The organism is Bacteroides hominis, from assembly GCF_033042785.2.
Lineage (GTDB): Bacteria > Bacteroidota > Bacteroidia > Bacteroidales > Bacteroidaceae > Bacteroides > Bacteroides hominis.
On the sequence record NZ_CP178829.1, the window covers coordinates 159,106 to 180,704 of the forward strand.

Below are 21,599 nucleotides of genomic sequence, written 5' to 3' on the forward strand. Positions count from 1 at the left end.
CATTTGCAACCAAACTAAAAAAACATCGATCATGCCAAACTTCTTTAAATCTTTTTTCTCAGGTAAAACAGAAAACCCTGAGGAGGAAAAACAGAAAAACGCCAAAAAGAACTTTGAGATATTTAAATATGACGGCCTGCGTGCTCAACGTATGGGACGCCCGGACTATGCCATTAAATGCTTCAACGAAGCTCTGGCCATCGAAGAGGATTTCGAAACACTGAACTATCTGAGCCAGATTTACATGCAGACCGGAGAGTTCGTGAAAGCACATGAACTGCTGGAACGTATGATTGCATTGGAACCGGAACTGACGAGCACGTACCTGACGCTGGCCAATCTGTGCTTCATGCAAGAAAATTATCAGGAAATGGCCGATGCTGCCCAGAAGGCCATCGCATTGGAAGAGGGTAACGCAATGGCACACTACCTGTTAGGTAAAGCCAATCATGGATTGGATAACGGAATAATGACCATTACCCATCTGACAAAGGCCATTGTGCTGAAAGATGATTTCACGGAAGCACGGCTGCTCCGTGCCGAAGCACTGTACAAAATGCAGCAATTCGCAGAGGCTATGGAAGATATTGAAGCCATACTTGCGCAGAATCCGGACGAAGAAGCTGCCCTCCTGTTACGTGGCAAAATAAAAGAAGCCACCGGAAAGCAGGAAGAAGCGGAAAACGATTACCTCAGTGTGACGGAAATGAACCCTTTCAACGAACAGGCCTATCTATATCTGGGACAATTGTTCATTACACAGAAGAAACTGTCTGCGGCTATCGAACTGTTCGATGAAGCAATAGACCTGAATCCGAACTTTGCTGCGGCCTACCACGAAAGAGGACGTGCCAAACTGCTGAACGGTGACAAAGAAGGCTCAGTAGAAGATATGAAGAAATCGCTGGAACTGAACCCGAAAGAGGGGGAGAACCTGAACGGACAGTTCAATAATCAGCAGGCAGAGACTACTCCAAACATATTGGGATTGTAATCCGCCCGCTGCATAGGACGGTTTAATACTGCAAAAGCAAGAAAACATGAAAAAAAAGTGGCTTTTTGCTTGCATTTAAAAGAAAAGTATTACTTTTGTCCCCTGAAACAAAGAAATAAAGCAAAACGTTATGAACGTATTCACTTTTACATATTACTTCTTTTTTTACTTTTACTTTAGCCAGAAAGTAGAGCGGGAGTTTGTATGTATCAAGTGACAGGGTGCTTAAGAACTGAGATTAAGAGAAACTAATAATATGAATCCCGCTCCGACATGGACGCGGGATTTTTTTATACCATATACTCAATTAGGAATGAAAAGAATAGCAATTCAAGGAACACTGGGCTCGTATCACGATATAGCCGCACACAAGTACTTCGAAGGGGAAGAAATAGAGTTAATCTGTTGCGCCAACTTTGAAGATGTGTTTGCTGCCATCCGGAAAGATAGTCAGACAATCGGGATGCTGGCCATTGAAAACACGATTGCAGGAAGCCTGCTGCACAACAACGAACTGTTGCGCCAAAGCGGCACGCAGATTATCGGCGAATACAAATTACGCATTTCGCACAGCTTCGTTTGCCTGCCCGAAGAGGACTGGAATGACATCACCGAAGTGAACTCACACCCGATCGCCCTGATGCAATGCCGGGAATTCCTGAACCAACACCCGCGTATCAAAGTGGTAGAAGCTGAAGATACGGCCTTGAGTGCTGAAATCATCAAACGGGAAAACCTGAAAGGACATGCCGCCATCTGCTCACATGCCGCCGCCGAACGGTACGGAATGAAGGTACTGCAGGAAGGCATAGAAACGAACAAACATAATTTCACCCGTTTTCTGGTAGTGGCAGATCCATGGCAGGTGGACGAGATACGAAAACAAAACACCGTTCTCAACAAAGCAAACATCGTTTTCACTCTCCCCCACTCCGAAGGAAGCCTCTCACAGGTTCTGTCTATCTTATCTTTTTACAATATCAACTTAACAAAAATACAATCGCTCCCTATCATCGGACGGGAATGGGAATACCAGTTCTACGTAGATGTGGCTTTCAACGATTACCTGAGATACAAACAATCGATTACAGCAATCACTCCATTGACGAAAGAACTTAAAATATTAGGCGAATATGCAGAAGGAAAATCAAACGTATAAAGTAGCGCCGGCCGACAGACTGGGCGGTGTAAGCGAATACTACTTTTCGAAGAAACTGAAAGAAGTGGCACGGATGAACGCAGAAGGTAAAGACGTAATCAGCCTGGGAATCGGAAGCCCGGACATGCCCCCTTCGGAGCAGACCATCGAAACGCTGTGTAACAATGCTCACGACCCGAACGGACACGGCTATCAACCGTATGTGGGCATACCGGAACTTCGCAAGGGTTTTGCCGACTGGTATAAACGCTGGTATGGAGTGGAACTGAATCCGGCAACAGAAATTCAGCCGCTGATCGGATCGAAAGAGGGCATCTTGCACGTGACACTCGCTTTTGTCAATCCGGGAGAACAGGTACTGGTACCCAATCCGGGATATCCCACCTACACTTCGTTAAGCAAAATACTGGGTGCCGAGGTGGTGAACTATAACCTCAAAGAAGAGGACGGATGGATGCCGGACTTCGATGAACTGGAAAAGATGGATCTGAGCCGCGTGAAACTGATGTGGACCAACTATCCGAATATGCCGACCGGTGCCAATGCCACACCGGAACTTTACGAACGCCTGGTGGAGTTTGCCCGCCGCAAGAACATCGTGATTGTGAACGACAATCCGTACAGCTTTATCCTGAACGATAAGCCGATCAGTATCCTGAGTGTTCCGGGCGCCAAAGAATGCTGTATCGAATTCAACTCCATGAGTAAAAGTCACAATATGCCGGGATGGCGTATCGGTATGTTAGCTTCGAACGCAGAGTTTGTACAATGGATTCTGAAGGTGAAAAGCAATATCGACAGCGGAATGTTCCGTGCCATGCAACTGGCAGCTGCCAAAGCACTCGAAGCGGATGCAGAGTGGTATGAAGGCAACAATGTCAACTACCGGAACCGCCGCCACCTGGCCGGAGAGATTATGAAAACGTTAGGATGTACGTACGACGAAAAGCAAGTGGGCATGTTTCTCTGGGGAAAAATCCCCGCAAGTTGCGCCGATGTAGAAGAACTGACAGAGAAAGTGCTGCAGGAGGCACGCGTCTTCATCACTCCGGGATTTATTTTCGGAAGCAACGGAGCGAGATACATCCGCATCTCTCTCTGCTGCAAAGACGCCAAGTTAGCAGAAGCGCTGGAAAGAATCAAATCAATAATGAAATAACAACTAAACGAATTAGATCGATATGGAACTCGAATCAATCTTATTGCCGGGCGTGGAAGATAAACGCCCGATGGTGATAGCCGGCCCTTGCAGTGCCGAAACAGAAGAGCAAGTAATGTCAACCGCCACACAACTGGCAGCCAAAGGAGTAAAAATCTTCCGTGCGGGAATCTGGAAACCGCGCACCAAACCGGGAGGTTTCGAAGGTATCGGCGTAGAAGGCCTCGCCTGGCTGAAAGAGGTGAAGAAAGAGACCGGCATGTACGTATCTACCGAAGTGGCTACAGCCAAACATGTGTACGAATGCCTGAAAGCGGGTATCGACGTACTCTGGGTAGGAGCACGTACCACTGCCAATCCTTTTGCCGTACAGGAAATAGCCGATGCACTGAAAGGTGTAGACATCCCTGTGCTGGTGAAGAACCCGGTAAATCCGGATCTGGAATTATGGATCGGTGCTCTGGAACGTATCAACAATGCCGGACTGAAACGTCTGGGAGCCATTCATCGCGGCTTCAGCAGCTACGACAAGAAGCTGTACCGCAACCTGCCGCAATGGCACATTCCTATCGAGTTGCGCCGCCGCATCCCCGAACTGCCTATCTTCTGCGACCCGAGCCACATCGGCGGAAAGCGCGAACTGGTAGCTCCTCTCTGCCAGCAGGCCATGGACCTGAACTTCGACGGACTGATAGTGGAAAGTCACTGTAACCCGGACTGTGCATGGAGCGACGCTTCACAACAAGTGACTCCGGACGTACTGGACTACATCCTCAACCTGCTCGTCATCCGTAAAGAGACACAGACAACGGAGAACCTGAACGTACTGCGTAAACAGATTGACGAATGCGATGATAACATCATTCAGGAACTGTCAAAACGCATGCGCGTAGCACGTGAGATCGGTACTTACAAAAAAGAACACGACATCACAGTGCTTCAGACCGGACGTTATAACGAGATTCTTGAGAAACGCGGTGCCCAGGGCGAACAGTGCGGCATGAGTGCAGAGTTTGTGAAAGTGATCTTCGAAGCCATCCACGAAGAATCGGTTCGTCAACAGATGGAGATTATCAATAAATAGCAAATCATTCATATTATGCGAATTCTAATTTTGGGAGCCGGCAAGATGGGCTCCTTCTTTACTGACATACTAAGTTTCCAGCACGAGACGGCCGTGTTCGACGTCAACCCGCATCAGCTTCGGTTCGTGTACAACACGTATCGCTTCACAACATTGGAGGAGATCAAGGAGTTCGAACCGGAACTGGTGATCAATGCTGCCACAGTGAAGTATACGCTGGACGCTTTCCGCAAAATTCTGCCTGTTTTGCCCAAAGACTGTATCCTGAGTGATATCGCTTCGGTGAAAACCGGACTGAAGAAGTTCTACGAAGAAAGCGGATTCCGTTATGTCTCCACTCACCCGATGTTTGGCCCTACTTTTGCCAGTCTGAGCAATCTGAGCAGCGAAAGTGCCATCATCATCAGTGAGAGCGATCATTTGGGGAAAGTATTCTTTAAAGACTTATACAATAGCCTGAACCTGAATATTTTTGAGTATACCTTCGACGAGCATGATGAAACAGTGGCTTACTCCTTGTCCATCCCGTTTGTTTCGACGTTTGTTTTCGCAGCTGTCATGAAACACCAAGAGGCACCGGGAACCACATTCAAGAAGCACATGGCTATTGCAAAAGGGCTTTTGAGCGAAGATGATTACTTATTGCAGGAAATCCTGTTCAATCCGCGCACGCCGTCACAGGTAGAGAACATCCGCACAGAGCTGAAACAGTTGCTTGAAATTATCACGAGTAAAGATGCGGAAGGAATGAAAAAGTATCTGACGAAGATACGGGAAAAGATTAAATAAGGGATTGTATCAAAACCCTTTTCACCACAGATTACACGGATTATCACAAAATAAGAATATTGATAGTCAATAACTTAAAAATCACTCTATGTTACTCTGTGTCCTCTGTGGTGAGTTTCGGCATACGCTCAAATTTACATCTAAATGTGATTGAGGGGGGCAGGAAGAGAGAATTAACTCTTCTTGCTCCCCTTCTTACTTTTTTTACGTTAAGGGCAATAGCTACTGTCGCTTTATATCCAGCCTTTGTTTGCACACTCTATCCCCTTCTTTTACTTCCACCCAATACTCACCATCCTCCAAGGAAGAGATATCTACAATCAAACTACTTAAAGGAGTTACCAACTCTTTTACCACCTGGCTGTAGTCGGCTGTATAAACCGAAATAGTGAATTGTTCGACACTTCTCACCCTATTAACAATTTCTAATTGCATAACATTTCCTATTACAGGATTGGGAGAGACAGAGAAAGAAAAAGAAGATTTGACATCCTGTATATCAAAAGTCTTACTAAAAGAAGTTCCTATTCCTACCGCATTTGCCGCATATACCGAAATAGTATATGACCCTCTTTCATAGAAATCAATTGCCCTAAACAAATTGGGATTTTCAATGAAAGAGGCATCATCCGGATAAGGGATTTCATATAATCGCGAATGTCCACTACACTCCCATGTACAAACGGAAGTAGGGTCCGTGACTAAAGCTTTCACTGTGTATTCCCCATTTCCTTGCCCATATTTAAACAGATCAATGTCTGTAACAATAGGGTACTTAGAAGCAATAACATGCAAAGAGGGTATTTTTACATCTAAACCTGTATTACAATGTACTATGGCACTTACAGAAGAATTATAACTAAAAGCTATCCGGACTTTGTCTGATCCTTGACCGCTGACAATAGTTGCCGCCCCTCGATCTACTACCCATTCTACAGAAGCTCCGACAGGTACTCGAGACAAAATATATTCAGAGGTAACAGTATTCCCACTCGGAGGAATAACCAAAACTTGCTTTCCGGAAATCTTCATCGAAAGTTTAAAATACCGAAGTGTTTTTGAACGCTGATACGGGCAATCACTCTTTGTATGTTTGAACAGGCAAGTATTCCCCCATTTAGATATGAAATAATAAGACGGAGTAGACACAATAGCTGAATGATTATCATCCGGATAAGAAACCTTTGTCGCTTCCGGATCAGAAGCAGTTGTTTCAATATAGCTCCCATCCTCCCAATATATACTCGTTGGATTTGTAGACATCCCCATCCATACATGTGAACCTCCCTCTGAAATATGCCAGGCATATGCATGACAATTATAAGTAGGATCAGCTTCATCTATATAAATGGCACGAGGATATGCCTGCTCATATTCTTGTTTGATAGCCAACTTTTGGGCAGGCGAATAATATCCGGGAATTGCATATGTATCGCTAACTAAACTACCCTGCGGGGTGTACACTTGTCCCCAGACAATATCAGGAGTAATACATAATAATAAACATATTAAACCTTGTATTCTAAAAAGACGTTCCATAATAAATTTAGATTAGTTCCGTGATTAAACAATTTATCCAATTCTTGAAATACCATATCTGAAGTTTCAATGCAGTCACCACCGTCGGAATAATACACCACACGGCTTTCTATTTCGTTGTTCTCACTTAATATGAAATGCTTAACAGCCACATACATATTGGAACCATACTCTATGGAATAAATACCTATATTCAGAATCTTCTTATCCGATAAGCGTTCTATTTCAGCCTGTAACCACGTGGGATTTTCAACACCGCCAATCGTCACTCCGGTTATTTTAAGCTCTTTATCTCCCAATCGATTGGTCCATAACAAAACGGACTCAGAATTATCATATGCTTTCCGGACCTTTTCAGAAGTTACCTTACCACCGGAACTTGTATAACACTCAATATTCTGCACAACTTTTTCACCCAGTATTCCGAAATATTGAATGGCAACATAGGTATTCTTTTTATACACGTAAGAATAAGCACTCATGATCAATAGCGGATAGTAAGAACTGACTCCGGATTCCTTATGAACAATATCATTTACTCTATCCTGTAGCCAAACCGGTTTGTTTTCACTGCTCCAATTTCCATAACAATCACCATCGGCATCCTCATTACTACATGCCATAACAAGCGTAATGCCTACCATTAAACATAACAAATATTTTTTCATAGTCACCAATTATTAATTGAATTCTTATAAACATCTTTCAGTTCTTGCAACTCTTCATTATTCAGAATCATTTTACGAATCAGAAAATCAGAAAGAACATTACCGGCTCTCGTGACGGATTTCTTTTTAGCAATGACGCTCCCCGCAAGATAGGCTGAAGCTCCTATAGAAGACAGACCATATACGGAAGGCTTCTGTTCCTGACTTTCTATTAAATCACAGGAGAATAAAGCAATATGTTTCTTTTGATCATCATCCGCATTTTGAATAATCCGGTCAAAAGAAAGAAGTACCTCTGCCAAAGCATAATAAATAGTTTTTTTCGCCAAATTTATTTCATCCAGGCCAAAAGTATTTTCTTGCCTCAAATCATTAGACTTTAAATAGTCAAACAAACAAATACAATTATCCTTCCTTTTGAAGAGTTCCTGAAATCCATTAAACGTCGAAGTGACCTGTTGCATGCCTTCAACGATATTATTATATGCGTAGGCATCTATCAGCAAAGGGTATTCCATGCAGATTTCAACCAACTCTTCTGTTGAAAGAAGAGGTAATAAATTATCCGGTATCCGGCAAGCATCTATTTTCTGCTGATGGGTTTCAAAACTCATCCACTGTGCACTGCCCGGTTTTATGGGAAACTTAAATAGCCTTTGAGAAGTATCGGATGACCTCGACATCGCAACAGAATTAGGCAATACCGTAACATTGTCACAGATTTTACTGTCTGTACATCCGAAATTACAAAACAGTAATAATAGAATCAAATAAATGTATTTCCTCATAAAAATAAGTATTAGACCGTATCTCACAAAGGAAAGAAAAATAATAAACAATAACAAATCTATTTATATAATTCTTCCGGACAATCATCAGAATCAATGGAAGAGCCCCATATATTACGCCCGGATAATCATCACTTTCCTTTATAATACTGACTCTCCCCATATCACACAGTAACACAAACGTGAAACAGAAACAGGATTCTCCCTACAACAAGCAAAATGTCAAAATGATAATAAGAAACGCTCAGTTTTCATTCTTTAGTCCCGAGGGAAAGGCAAAAAGGAAAAAACGGCTCTAATTCATTTTTCCTCCGATCCGATTGATCGCATTTATCGATATAAGAAGCATATTGAGCAGCAAAGAGCTCTTCCTGTATCATATTATCCACTCAGGAGTGACGAGAGTACCTTTCTGGCAGAAAAGGAAGTTCCGGGACGGGCAAGCAACCAGAGAGAAAAACAGGGAAAATCCGGATCTTAAACGGAACAATATATGTAATTATGAAAAACATATAGAGATATTTGAAAAAGAAGTAATCATTTTTGGAAAATGTAACCGTCTTTCGGTGGAAATGCAACCGTCTTTTTCGGAAAACAAAGGCTCTTTTTACCCCGGACAAAGGCTCTGCCCACTCAAAAGCCCGGCTCTCCAACCGAAAAAGCCCGCCGATTTCCTTTTTCTTCCTCCCGTTGGATCAAAAACAATCGGGCATCCGCCAGACAAAAGCCTTATTGGCTGACTTTTTAATGCAAAACAATCCGTATTTGCGACATAAAGCAAATATCCGATAAATCGGCACGGCCTGCCGAATCCACTGAAAAGCCATTTGATTATCCAAGAAATATCACGTACATTTGCATCCGCAAGGAGATAAAACAATGATAGACCAGGCAACCATAGACCGTATACTCGATGCCGCACAAATCGTAGAAGTGGTTTCGGATTTCGTCACGCTGCGCAAACGCGGTGTGAACTACGTGGGACTTTGCCCTTTCCATAACGAGAAAACACCCTCGTTCAGCGTGTCTCCCTCAAAGGGACTTTGCAAATGCTTCAGTTGTGGTAAGGGCGGTAACGCGGTGCACTTTATCATGGAGCACGAACAGATGTCCTACCCCGAAGCGCTCCGCTATCTGGCCAAGAAATATAATATAGAAATCAAGGAACGGGAGCTGACCAATGAAGAGAAAGAGGTGCAGAGCAACCGAGAAAGTATGTTCATTGTCAACAACTTCGCCCGCGACTATTTCCAGAACATCCTGAAAAACCACGTAGACGGACGCAGCATCGGACTGGCTTACTTCCGCCAGCGAGGCTTCCGTGATGATATTATCGACAAATTCCAACTGGGGTTCAGCACCGAAGGGCGTGACGCTCTGGCACAGGAGGCGATGCGCAAAGGCTTCAAAAAAGAGTTTCTCGTAAAGACGGGGCTTTGTTATGAGACAGACGACCATAAACTGCGTGACCGCTTCTGGGGACGTGTCATGTTTCCGGTCCACACGCTTTCGGGCAAAGTGGTTGCGTTCGGCGGGCGTGTGCTCAGTACGGAAAACAAGAAACTCGCCAAGTATGTCAACTCTCCGGAGTCGGAAATTTATCATAAAAGCAACGAACTTTACGGCATCTACTTTGCCAAACAGGCCATTGTAAAGCAGGACCGCTGCTTCCTTGTGGAAGGATATACGGACGTGATCTCGATGCACCAATCGGGGGTGGAAAACGTAGTGGCCTCTTCCGGTACGTCCTTGACACCGGGACAGATCCGGCTGATTCACCGTTTCACCAACAATATCACCGTGCTCTATGACGGCGACATGGCGGGAATCAAAGCGTCGATCCGAGGCATAGACATGTTGCTCGAAGAGGGAATGAACATCAAAGTATGCCTCTTGCCCGACGGCGACGACCCGGACTCTTTTGCAAGGAAACACAACGCCACGGAGTTCCAGAACTTTATACAGGAACACGAAACGGACTTTATACGTTTCAAGGCACAACTCCTGATGGAGGATGCGGGCAAAGATCCGATGAAACGGGCGGAACTGATAAACGACATCGTACGCAGCATCGCGGTCATTCCGGAAGCCATCGTCAGGGATGTTTATATCAAAGAGTGCGGACAGTTATTGCGGATAGAAGACAAACTGTTGGTTTCGGAAGTGGCCAAGCGCCGTGAACTTCAGGCCGAGAAAGGGAATAAACCGGCCGTCGCCAACCATGCTCCGGTACCGGAAGCAAGCGAGATACCTTCTCCATTTCCGCCGGAAGAGGCAGAAATCGATACCTACCAGTCGTTTATCCCCCAGGAGGGCAAAGAGGGACAGGAGTTCTACAAATACGAACGCCTTATCATCCAGATGATCATCCGCTACGGAGAAAGGGTGATGTGCAACATGACGGATGAAGAGGGGAACGAAGTACCGGTCACAGTGGTGGAGTATGTCATCAACGACCTGAAAGAAGACGAACTGGCGTTCCATAACCCGCTGCACCGCCGTATCCTCTCGGAAGCCGCCGAACATATCCGCGAACAGGAGTTCGCCTCCGAACGTTTCTTTGTGGCGCACCCCGATCCGGCTATCAGCACAATAGCCACCGAACTGGCAAGCGACCGGTATCAACTGAGTAAATATCACTCGAAAACACAAAAGCTGGTAACGGACGAAGAACGTTTGTACGAAATGGTCCCGATGCTGATGATCAACTTCAAGAATGCCATCGTGGCAGAAGAACTGAAGCACATCATGTATGCGCTGCAAGATCCTGCGATAGCCAATGACAACGCTCAATGTGACGCCGTCATGCAACGGTATAAGGAGATGAAGGAAATACAGAACCTGATGGCCAAACGCCTGGGCGACCGGGTGGTGTTGCGCTGACCACATCCGGTTATGCACCGCCATCGTTTTCTTAAAGAAGCGGATACACATACAGTTTGTAACAAAAAAGAGGGTGCGTCGAAAAAAATGTGAGTCTCGACACACCCTCTTGATGTATCAGTAAACCTTCACTTGTCAGAAGTAGACAAAGGGCTTCAGTTCATTTCCTTGCTTATCTACCGGATAAAGAGCTCCTTCCTTTACCAACTGGTCAGACATTTTCCGGATCATCTCTTTACACTTATCGGGATACGCAGAAGAGAGTTCATTCCTTTCTTCAGGATCATCCTTCAGATTGTAAAGCAGAGCCTTCGGTTGTTGCGGGGTCTCGGGAAGATAATAATAAATCAGTTTCCAGTCCCCCATACGATATGTCGTAAAGTAATTGCCACGGTGAGCATGCGGAAAGTGCATCAAGAAAGACTCGGGACGCCTCCGGTTTACTTTACCGCTTAATTGCTTTTTGAGGTCGAATCCATCTATCGCATAGCCCTGAGGAGCTTTACATCCGGCCACGGCCAACACTGTCGGATAAATATCCATTATTGTCCCCAACTGTGTCTGCATACCTCCCGCTTCAATCGGTAAACGCTTCTGCACTTTACTCTCTTTCTCAGGCTTTGCCCAGCCCGCAATAAAAGGAACACGCATGCCTCCTTCGAACTCCGTACCTTTTTTCCCTCTCAACGGAGCAGAAGAGCCATATCCGCGTTCATCGCCCAGAGGGGCGTCGCCACCATTATCTCCTAAAAAGAAGATCAAGGTGTTTTCGGCAATTCCCAACTTCTCAAGTTGGTCCATAATATCCCCCAAGGATTTATCCATGCCTTCTATTAAAGTAGCAAACGCCCTTGCCTGTTCGCTCTTATCCGGATCGGTATACCGTGACAAAAAGCGTTTATCTGCCTGAAAAGGCGCATGGACCGCATAATGAGCCATATTCAGATAAAAAGGACGCTTTTCTTCTACCGCCTTGGTTATCTCCCGGTTCGCTTCTATCGTCAAAGCTTCACTTAGAAAGATGTCCGTCCCATGATACTTTTCCAGGTCGGGAACCGCCCTTGCCTTTTCCCCCTTGATATGCCCATATCCCCATTCGCCATAATAGCTGCCGGGATGTCCTATGCCGGAACCGGCGATATTTACATCAAAACCAAGATGCAGCGGATTCTCTCCTTCGCTACCCATACAACCAAAATGTGCCTTTCCGACATGGATGGTCTTATACCCGGCCTGCTGCAAAACTTTCGGCATAGTGGGCATATCTTCCCTGAGACCTTTCCAGTTCCATTCGGGCGGCCCGAAAGGAGTCCGGTTATTGCTTTCGGCATTAATCCAGTTGGTGACACCGTGCCTTGTCGCATTTTGTCCGGTCATAATTGAAGCTCTGGAGGGGGAACTTACACTTTGCGCATAAAAAGTAGAAAAACAAATACCTTGTTTAGCCAGTCTTTCCATATTCGGAGTATGATACCAGTCATTCAGGGGATGGCGCGTCGGCTGACCATTTTCATCTGTCAGAAAGGGAACGGAAGTATCCATCAGTCCCATATCATCAACCAGAAAAACAATAATATTCGGACGCTCCTGAGCCACTCCGCAAACGGAATATGCCAAGCCGCCTAACACACAAAATTCTTTAAAAGCTCGATTTGTTTTCATTACATACTTTTTTATTTATGGAATATATCCTCGATATCAGTCATCCGGCCTCACCACCCGGGGTTCTGCACCAATGCCGGATTCAATGATACCTCACGAAGCGGCAATGGGAAGAGATAGTGTTTCGAAACATCAAATGTACGGCTTTCTGCTTTCTGTACCAACAAAAATCCGTTCTTATCCAAAGTTACGTCTTTTCCCGGTATAGTTGTCGGATAGAGCGCCGAGTCAAACTTCGCACCCAAGATGGCTACCGGTAATTCCGATTCGGCTGTTTTCCAGCGGATAATGTCATCGTAACGGAACGATTCGGCAGCCAGTTACACCCTGCGTTCCCGGCGGATTTCTTCGCGCATGCTCAAACCGTGCTGTTCTACAAAAGCATTGGTCAAAGCAGGCAATTGGTCGGGATGACCTTCGAAACGGGCACGGAGCCGGTTGACGGAAAGGTTCAGGTCGGCATCCGAGATCTTATCTTCCAGTTCAAAACAGGCCTCAGCATAGATAAGCAACACTTCGGCATAACGAATCAGTATTTCATCAATCCGCGACTTCATATTCGAGTAAGATTCTTCGTCACCATACTTCTTGAACATGTATCCGGTACGTGTCTGGCTCGAAAGGTTGGGCACAAACGGTTTTCCCAGGAACGGATCTCCCGGTTTCCAGAGAGTAAGTGCCATACGCGGGTCGCGGTTCTCAAACTCCTTACCGGCAGGCAGATATTCTACTTTATAAGCAGACTTCTCCACAGGAAGCCCGTCTTTACAGAGAAATGCATCGGCCAGCACTTTGGTAGGGGTGTGAGAGGGATCGGCTATCGTAGCGCGGATACGGGAATTGTATGTATCGGCCTCAGCAGAATAACGATATGAAAGAATGTGCTCGCCCGAGTCTTCTCCGGGAAGCAGGAACAGATCGCGGTAATCTTTATACAAAGAATATTCTTTCGTGTCAATCAGCCGCTTACTGGCTTCTTTGGCTATCTGAAGATATTTCTTATACTCTCCGTCACCGTGGAACTTATTTCTCGTGCCGCAATAGAGCGCCACACGGGCAAGCATTGCCTGGGCGGCTCCCTTGGTCAGTCGTCCCACGTCGGTAGACAATTTGCTTTTCAGCGGAATGTGGGTCTCCGCAAATTCAAGGTCTTCGATGATACCTGCAATCACTTGTTCTTTAGGAGTGCGGGGGCCCATCAATTCTTCCGAGTCCATATCGAGCGTGCTCAGTACATAGGGAACATCGCCAAAACGCTTCACTAAATTAAAATAGAAATAGGCTCTGAAGAACCGGGCTTCACCGGCATAACGGTTCTTGACGGCATCCGAGACTTCGGCATTCTGATAATTCTCCAGAAAATTATTGGCATTCCAGATTTGCTTATACGCCGCAGTCCAGATAGCATCTGTATTGCCCGGACTCTGAGTTCCCGAACTGACTTGATTGCTCACGTTAGCAAAACCGTCCGCACTCTGGTTATCTAATGTATACGAACGATTCATATTCTGATAAAACACATTGGTGGCCAGTCTCAAATCGCTTTCCGACTTCCAGAAGCTGGCAGGTGAAAGATTGGTTTTAGGTTCCCGATCCAGGAAATCGCTACAGCCACACAATACGATTGCAGTCAGCAACCAAAGATATATATTTTTCATCTTCATAATTCAAGAATTAAAATGTCACGTTTAGTCCAAATGAAAAGTTTCTCATGATAGGATATACATATCCGTCTACATTAGACAGCTCCGGATCGAAGTTATCGTTCAGTTTGCTATATTCACAAAGATTATCGCCGCTAAAATAGACTCTCAAGCGCTGGATGCCCCATGATTTGGTCAGTTTCGGGTCTATCGTATATCCCAGTTGCAGATTTTTCAGACGTACGTAAGCCGCATTCTGCAACCAGTGGTCGGAAATCTGATAGTTATGATTGGCTCCGGCATAATAGCGCGGAAAGGCTGCATTCGGATTCTCCGGAGTCCAATAGTCATTGTGCATCTTATAGGAGAAGTTATTCCAGGTAGCATAATAGGGATTCATCACCTCACTCGACAAATAGAAATTTCTTTTGCCTACGCCCTGGAACAGTATTCCCAGGTCGAACCCTTTCCATGCCGCAGTCAGATTCAATCCAAAGGTGTACCGCGGAGTGGTAGTCCCCAGATATTCCAGATCGTTAGGAGCTGAAATCTTTCCATCTCCGTCTTTATCAACATACTTAATATCACCTACACCGGTAATAGATTTATTATAAGCAGCCGAATTCTTAACTTCCTCTTCAGACGTGAAATATCCGTCGGTGCGGTATCCGAAGATTGACCCCAGAGAATATCCCTGAACTTTCTGATTGACACCGGCCACAAATCCGTTATACTCCACTCCGTAATCGACGAGCTTATCTTTCTGATCGGATAAGTTGAAACGGGCACTATAGGAAAAGTCTTTAATCCGGTCTTGCCAGCCTACGGTCACTTCCCAGCCCTTCACTTCAAGTTCTCCATAATTGCCGGTAGGCACATCGACTCCAATCACACTCGGAACCTCGACATTGACCAGCATGTCCTTGTTCCGTTTGATGAAATATTCTCCGGTCACTGTCAGACGGTTTCTGAGAAACGCCATGTCTACCGCAAAATTATTCATTTCTACCGTTTCCCAGGTTCTTGTTTCCGATGGCAGTTTGGAAATGACGGCCCACTGTCCGAGTTCCGACTTAAACGGATAGTACCCCTTAATATTATAACTGGCAATATGGTCATACATTCCTAACCCGTTCTGGTTTCCCAACTGTCCCCAGGAAATACGCAGCTTCAGGTTATCGAAGATGCGCTGATTCTTCATGAACTTCTCTTCCGTAATTCGCCAGCCGACCGAAGCGGAAGGAAATACACCCCATCTGTGCTTTTTTGAAAAACGTGAAGAAGCGTCCGCACGGAAGTTGGCCTCAACCAGATATTTGGAAGCAAACGCATAATTCATACGCATGAATCCTGAAACCAATGCCCATTCATTTTCATCGGCACCATTCGACCATCCGTCCGTATCACCCAGATTAAGCGCAGGCAGTTCATTTCCTATGATATCGGTACGTTTTCCCTGAAGATCTTCATACAGATTCTCTTCTGCCGACCATCCTCCAAGAACATTAATATCGTGTTTTCCAAATACACCTTTGTATTCGGCAATCAGTTGCCCGGTCAGATATTGTCGATGGGAATTGTTCTGCGTTACAGAGTTCGGGCTTTTCTGTCCAAAAGCAGTCGAGATTAAACCTTCCACACCATATTTTCCATAAGCTCTACGCCATTCCTTTTTTTGTCCGTCAAGAATATTCGCACCTCCGACGGCCCGTAGAGAAAGACCTTTCACCGGTTTATACTCTAAAGTAAATACTCCTTCAATCCGTTGATTACGGGTACGCCCTTCACCGCCTTCTTTCAAGGCCTGAATCGGATTCAACTGCATTCGGTGGCGGGAATAATTTCCATTCGGATCATAAATAGGCATATTGGGACCGGCCTGTATAAAAGTGATATAAGGAATTGACCACGAACCTTCGGCAGCATGATAGAGGTTTACTCCCCGTGAATAGCTGATACGGCTATCAAACGACAGCTTGTTCTTTATCAATTCAACACTGATATTTGAGCGGAGATTAATACGGTCATAATTGTCAGGACCATATTCAGAAAACATTCCATTCTGATCAAGCCAGCCGATGGAAAAGAGATACTTCAAACGATCAGATGCTTTCGAAATAGTTAGGTTATGGGTCTGCTGAAAACTATGATCCATCATCAGACCGATCCAGTCCACATCCGAAGTATATATCCACTCTTTACCGTTAGGAATAGCAATGGTATTGGGATCTTTAATAGCATCAATTGCTTTCTGTGAAAAAGGAGCGGCCAGTCCGGCATTGGCAAATGCAACGTTGGATAATAATGCATGGTCCAATCCCGTATTGCTTTCAGGTAAACGCGTAGGAGAATTAAAAGAAAAATTACCGGTATACTCTACCTTCACCTTCTCCGAAGCCCCCTTCTTAGTAGTCACCAATACCACTCCCTCGGCAGCACGTGCACCATAAATAGCAGCAGAAGCGGCATCTTTCAATATTGAAATGGTTTCAATATCCTGTGGATTTACCACATTAATATCTCCCGGCATACCGTCGATAATCACTAAAGCACCGGCGCTATTGATGGAAGTGTTTCCACGTATCTTGAAAGAGGCAAACTCTCCGGGCTTTCCGGTACCCGAACTGACTGTCAGCCCCGATACTGTTCCCTGAAGTGCATCCGTGGCACTACGGATGGGACGGTTTTCAATGACATCCGACTCGATGGTCTCAACAGCACCTGTCAGGTTTACTTTCTTCTGCGTACCGTAACCCACGACAACAACTTCGTCCAGCAACTCGGCATCTTCTTTCATCTTTATATTCAGAGTCTTGCCGGAAATCACTTTGACTTCTTGTTTGGCATATCCGATATACGAGATGACAAGTATGGCTCCCGGAGATACATCCAACGAAAAGCCGCCGTTGAGATCTGTTATAATTCCGTTGGTAGTGCCCTTCTCAAGTATACTGGCACCTATGATGGGCTCACCCGCCATGTCGGTAATCTTCCCTTTCACCGGAATTTTGTCTTCCTGCTGTACGATTATCGTATTCCGGGGGCTGTGCTTGTCGGACAAAATGATGTGTGTTCCTTCCATCTCGTACAAGACTTGATTTCCAAGCAGCTGATTCAGGACCTCCGATACGGGTTTCTCTGAAACATGGATTGATGCGTGTCTTTTCACATCGACAGCATTCGAGTACATAAACAGGTAATCTGTCTGACGTTCTATCTCATTCAGTATTTCCTCTAAAGGGACATTCGTTTTTTTAATGGACACTCTTGCATTCTGAGAATTGACAGTACCTGCCATGGCACCGAATACACAAAAGAAAAGTAAGAATGTAGTGACTCTCATAGTTTTAAATAATGGTTTGATTGACGAATTTTTAGGTACATAAAAATCCGTGCAACGAGTATTTTTCATATCTTTGCTTTATAAATTCATTTAATATTTTTCTTTTTCAGGTAAAAGAAGAATGTTTCTCCTTTAGGCTGGTAGGTATTGCAGTACTTACCGGCCTTTTGTTTCAATCAGATTTAAGCGGTATTCTTCATAGGCAGTATTCTTATTAAAGGTTCAACAATTTATTTAATGGTAAATGTATTCTTCTCATCATCCCGGACGTACTTAAAGTTCACGTCCCTCTGCAAAACACGTAATGCATATTCTATTCCGTCGGACAAGCGGAACTTGACAGTGAGTACCGGATTGTCTACTTTGGCGGCATCAAATCCTATCCCGACACCATAATACTTTTCAAACTCTCGCAGTATTTCAGTAAACCGTTTACTCTTAAAACAAATCAGTCCTTCACGCCAACGGTAAGTATCAAAATCAGTGATTTTTTCGACAGTCATTTTGCCCCCTTTAAGTACGGCTTTGTACGAAGGACGCAGCGTTAACTGGGAATTGCCTGCTTTCACACGGACACTTCCCTCTATCAAGGCTGCCTCAAACTCCTTGGTACCCGAATAGGCTTCTACATAAAACCGGGTGCCGAGTACTTCAATCTGTTCTTTTTCGGAAGTATGTACCACAAAGGGTTTCTTTGCATCATGCGTTACCTCAAAATAGGCTTCGCCGTCTATCTCTACGTCACGTCTTTTATCTGCAAAGTTTTGCGGATACTCAATTCGGGTATTGGAGTTAAGCCAGACACGGCTGCCGTCGGGAAGAGTGATGTTCGCCATCTGTCCCTTCAAAGTGCTGACCACACTTCTCGATTCTGTTTCGGAGGGTCGGTTAAGCCAAAAATACGTTGTCCCCAAGGCAATCAGCAGAACAGCCGCCACCTTCAGGCATTCAAAACCGATTCTACGGATCATCCGTCGTCGCCCGGCCTGCTTTTGGGCAGAAACGGCCCGCTCCTTCAGAATAATCGTATCGAAGAATTTCCTCTCCCGAAGATATTCCTTCCAGTTTTCTTCGGAAGCTTCAATATACTGGCGGATCTTCTTTTCTTCTTCAGGACCGGCATCCCCGTTAAAGTAGCGATAGAATATTTCTTTTTCTATTTTCATAGGTCTGTTTTTATCTGCATTCATCTTAATAACACGCAAACAGATTGCCTCCCTAGTAAAAAAGTTCTTTTTTTTATGGGCAGTACCTTCTTCGGATACCCGTAATACATTTTTCTGAATGGTTTTTAAGTGAGGAAGTCATATAAGAAAGGGAACAAGACCAGATAGTCCTTCAGAGCTACACGAAGCTCTTTAGTGGCTTTGGAGATATGAAATTCAACGCCTTTTACAGTCATTCCCATTATCTCGGCTATTTCTTTGTGGGATTTATTTTCGTAACGGCTCAGAACAAAAATCCGGGCGGTATTGGCGGACAGACGGGAAATCACATGATCGATAATGTTCTGCACCTCTCCGGCAAATAAAGCACTGGGTTCACAGGCATCCAAAGTGGCGATACGATTGGACAACTCCCATTCTGAATGAGAACTGACGCGATCGGAAACTTCATTGACCAATTGTAAATGGCGGAGATGATTAAGGCACTTATTCTTTACGACCGTAAGGACATAGGCAGAAGGATTGATCTCAGAAGAGATCTTAAGACGGTTTTCCCAATAGGACATTAAAGCCTCCATAACGATATCTTCGGCTACGATCTCGTCACGCGTATAAGTCCATGCAAACCGGATAAACCGTTGCTGATTTTCGGAAAAGAACTTGTTGAACCGGATTAAGTCACTGGAATTGGAGGGCATACGCTGGAAATACAAATTAATTCATTCAGCGCAAAAATAAAAAACAAAAGCTATATAAACAAACTTAAATACTAATAAATTCAGCGCGATTGCCCCTATATACCAATAATATACTACACCAGACTTATCTCTGACGAATCAGATTCATAAACTCTTCGCGGGTTTTAGCCTGGTTGAAAGCACCTGTAAAATCGGAAGTAGTAGTTACAGAATTTTGTTTCTCAACACCACGCATCTGCATACACATGTGTTTGGCTTCAACGACAACCATCACTCCCAATGGATTGAGGGTTTCCTGGATGCACTCTTTAATCTGGAGCGTCATGCGCTCCTGCACTTGCAACCGGTGAGAGAAAATATCTACCACCCGGGCTATCTTGCTAAGTCCGGTGATATAACCGTTAGGAATATAAGCCACATGCGCTTTGCCGTAGAAAGGCAGCATATGATGTTCGCAAAGAGAGAAGAAATCGATATCTTTCACAATCACCATCTGGCTGTATTCTTCCTGAAACTTAGCCGAACGAAGCACTTCATGCGGATCCATGTGATAACCTTTGGTCAGAGTCAACATAGCTTTAGCAACACGTTCGGGGGTCTTCAGTAAACCTTCCCGTTCGGCATCCTCACCTAAAAGAGTGATAATACTGCGATAATGCTTCTTTAAATCCTCCAAAGCCGGAGAATTGATTTCTTCTTTTTCTAACATAATTACAGGGGGATATTGATTTGATCTTTAACAATAGAGACTTCCTTAAACACACCGGTTGCTTTCAGCTTGCGCATCATGGCATCAGCTTCTTCGATACTACGAAAATCGCCTACCCTGCACAACCAGCGGGGAGGATTGAAAGAGGTATAAACGGAAAGTTCCGGAAAATACTCCTTAACCCGGGAGCCTACGTTATGCGCCTCGTTCTTGGCCTGGCGAGTATTATTGCCGGCATAAGTCTGTATCCGGTATCCGGAAGACTTGAGTATCTTCTGTTCACCGGTACTGGGAGGAACACTACCCAATAAAGCTGCAATGCGTGGATCTTGATGAATGGTCACTTTCCCTTGTCCCGGCACATTACGTTCCAGACTCTTCACAATATCGCTTTGAGCCTGTACACCTGCCGCAAGAACCAATAGTAAAAACAGTAAGCTCAATTTCTTCATAAGCTTGTCAATTGAGGAATGGGGAACTGAAAATTGAGAATGGATTGATTGGTATAACCAACATTCCCAACTTCCAGTTCTTAATCTTTTAATTAGTTGAATGCATCAATGATACCTTTGAAATCGGCAACCTTCAAAGCAGCACCACCGATCAAGCCACCGTCAACATCCGGGTTGGCAAACAGTTCTTTTGCATTAGAAGGTTTACAGCTACCACCGTAAAGGATAGAAGTGTTGTCGGCAATTTCTTTTCCATATTTTCCGGCTACAGCAGAACGGATAAATGCATGGATTTCCTGTGCCTGGTCAGGGGTAGCAGTTTTACCTGTACCGATAGCCCAAACCGGTTCGTAAGCCAAAACGATCTTAGCAAAGTCTTCTGCAGAAAGATCGAATACAGATTCTAACTGAGCAGCAACCACTTCGTTCTGTTTGTTAGCTTCGCGTTCTTCCAGAACTTCACCGATACAGAAAATAGGAGTCAAACCGTTAGCCAAAGCCAATTTCACTTTGTCTTTCAGGATTTCAACTGTTTCACCGTAGTAAGCACGACGTTCTGAGTGACCCAGGATGACATATTTAGCACCTGTAGAAGCAACCATAGCGGCTGAAACTTCACCTGTGTAAGCACCTGATTCTTTATCAGCGCAGTTTTCAGCACCAACACCAATCTTGGCAGCATCTACAAGAGGAGTTACAGAAGCAAGGTGGATAAACGGAGTACAGATGATAACATCACAGTTAGGCTTTTCGTTAGCCAATGCTTCATTCAGTTCTTTTGCAAGAGCAATACCCTCCTGGAGGGTTTTGTTCATTTTCCAGTTTCCTGCAACAATGTTTTTTCTCATTTTGTTTTTTATTAA

Annotated in this window: 16 protein-coding genes and 1 pseudogene; 6 read left to right on the plus strand and 11 right to left on the minus strand. The window is 44.8% G+C overall.

From position 1 onward, the window contains the following. The first annotated feature begins 31 nt into the window (after positions 1–31). The 5 genes from R3O62_RS00755 (at position 32) to R3O62_RS00775 (ending at position 5,185) form a co-directional block, all read left to right on the plus strand. Positions 32–994, plus strand: a complete 963-nt coding sequence (locus tag R3O62_RS00755; RefSeq protein ID WP_317473049.1) for a tetratricopeptide repeat protein — start codon at positions 32–34, stop codon at positions 992–994. Positions 995–1,307: 313 nt separating this feature from the next. Continuing rightward, the gene (locus tag R3O62_RS00760; RefSeq protein ID WP_005781586.1) at positions 1,308–2,153 is read left to right on the plus strand and encodes a prephenate dehydratase; all 846 of its coding nucleotides are present in this window, start codon (positions 1,308–1,310) and stop codon (positions 2,151–2,153) included. Further along, positions 2,128–3,312, plus strand: coding sequence for a pyridoxal phosphate-dependent aminotransferase (locus tag R3O62_RS00765; protein WP_005781588.1), 1,185 nt, complete (start codon positions 2,128–2,130; stop codon positions 3,310–3,312). Before R3O62_RS00760 ends, R3O62_RS00765 begins: the two co-directional genes overlap by 26 nt. A gap of 22 nt (positions 3,313–3,334) precedes the next feature. Then, positions 3,335–4,396, plus strand: a complete 1,062-nt coding sequence (locus R3O62_RS00770; RefSeq protein WP_005808636.1) for a bifunctional 3-deoxy-7-phosphoheptulonate synthase/chorismate mutase type II — start codon at positions 3,335–3,337, stop codon at positions 4,394–4,396. A gap of 15 nt (positions 4,397–4,411) precedes the next feature. Beyond that, positions 4,412–5,185, plus strand: coding sequence for a prephenate dehydrogenase (locus tag R3O62_RS00775; protein ID WP_005781592.1), 774 nt, complete (start codon positions 4,412–4,414; stop codon positions 5,183–5,185). A 222-nt stretch (positions 5,186–5,407) separates the two neighbouring features. Here R3O62_RS00775 and R3O62_RS00780 read toward each other — a convergent pair whose 3' ends face one another. Genes R3O62_RS00780 through R3O62_RS00790 form a run of 3 tightly spaced genes read right to left on the minus strand, consistent with a single transcriptional unit; the run spans position 5,408 to position 8,006 of the window. Beyond that, positions 5,408–6,724: a hypothetical protein gene (locus R3O62_RS00780; protein WP_005808638.1), complete on the minus strand. Its 1,317-nt coding sequence runs from the start codon at positions 6,722–6,724 to the stop codon at positions 5,408–5,410. Next, positions 6,694–7,392: a hypothetical protein gene (locus R3O62_RS00785; protein WP_005808640.1), complete on the minus strand. Its 699-nt coding sequence runs from the start codon at positions 7,390–7,392 to the stop codon at positions 6,694–6,696. The genes R3O62_RS00780 and R3O62_RS00785 overlap by 31 nt, the downstream gene beginning before the upstream one ends. A gap of 2 nt (positions 7,393–7,394) precedes the next feature. Continuing rightward, positions 7,395–8,006 (minus strand): hypothetical protein, encoded by a 612-nt coding sequence (locus R3O62_RS00790; protein WP_032531403.1) that lies wholly within the window; start codon positions 8,004–8,006, stop codon positions 7,395–7,397. A 1,053-nt stretch (positions 8,007–9,059) separates the two neighbouring features. Between R3O62_RS00790 and dnaG the strand changes: the two genes are divergently transcribed. Next, positions 9,060–11,063 (plus strand): DNA primase, encoded by a 2,004-nt coding sequence (gene dnaG, locus R3O62_RS00795; protein ID WP_317473048.1) that lies wholly within the window; start codon positions 9,060–9,062, stop codon positions 11,061–11,063. A gap of 135 nt (positions 11,064–11,198) precedes the next feature. Here the strand turns inward: dnaG and R3O62_RS00800 are convergent, their stop codons facing one another. The 8 genes and pseudogenes from R3O62_RS00800 to tpiA form a co-directional block, all read right to left on the minus strand. After that, complete coding sequence (locus R3O62_RS00800) at positions 11,199–12,725, minus strand: sulfatase (protein ID WP_032531407.1); 1,527 nt, start codon at positions 12,723–12,725, stop codon at positions 11,199–11,201. Positions 12,726–12,775: 50 nt separating this feature from the next. Continuing rightward, positions 12,776–14,389 (minus strand): annotated as a pseudogene (locus tag R3O62_RS00805) (RagB/SusD family nutrient uptake outer membrane protein). A 10-nt stretch (positions 14,390–14,399) separates the two neighbouring features. Beyond that, positions 14,400–17,780: a TonB-dependent receptor gene (locus R3O62_RS00810; protein WP_005808647.1), complete on the minus strand. Its 3,381-nt coding sequence runs from the start codon at positions 17,778–17,780 to the stop codon at positions 14,400–14,402. A 161-nt stretch (positions 17,781–17,941) separates the two neighbouring features. Further along, the gene (locus R3O62_RS00815) at positions 17,942–18,877 is read right to left on the minus strand and encodes a FecR family protein (RefSeq protein ID WP_005781602.1); all 936 of its coding nucleotides are present in this window, start codon (positions 18,875–18,877) and stop codon (positions 17,942–17,944) included. A 125-nt stretch (positions 18,878–19,002) separates the two neighbouring features. Then, complete coding sequence (locus R3O62_RS00820) at positions 19,003–19,575, minus strand: RNA polymerase sigma-70 factor (RefSeq protein ID WP_005781604.1); 573 nt, start codon at positions 19,573–19,575, stop codon at positions 19,003–19,005. Positions 19,576–19,699: 124 nt separating this feature from the next. Continuing rightward, positions 19,700–20,284 (minus strand): GTP cyclohydrolase I FolE, encoded by a 585-nt coding sequence (gene folE, locus R3O62_RS00825; RefSeq protein WP_005821937.1) that lies wholly within the window; start codon positions 20,282–20,284, stop codon positions 19,700–19,702. Between the two features lie 2 nt (positions 20,285–20,286). Next, complete coding sequence (locus tag R3O62_RS00830; protein ID WP_005781608.1) at positions 20,287–20,736, minus strand: SPOR domain-containing protein; 450 nt, start codon at positions 20,734–20,736, stop codon at positions 20,287–20,289. Between the two features lie 92 nt (positions 20,737–20,828). Beyond that, on the minus strand, positions 20,829–21,584 hold the full coding sequence (tpiA, locus tag R3O62_RS00835; RefSeq protein WP_005781610.1) for a triose-phosphate isomerase: 756 nt from the start codon (positions 21,582–21,584) through the stop codon (positions 20,829–20,831). Positions 21,585–21,599 lie beyond the last annotated feature (15 nt).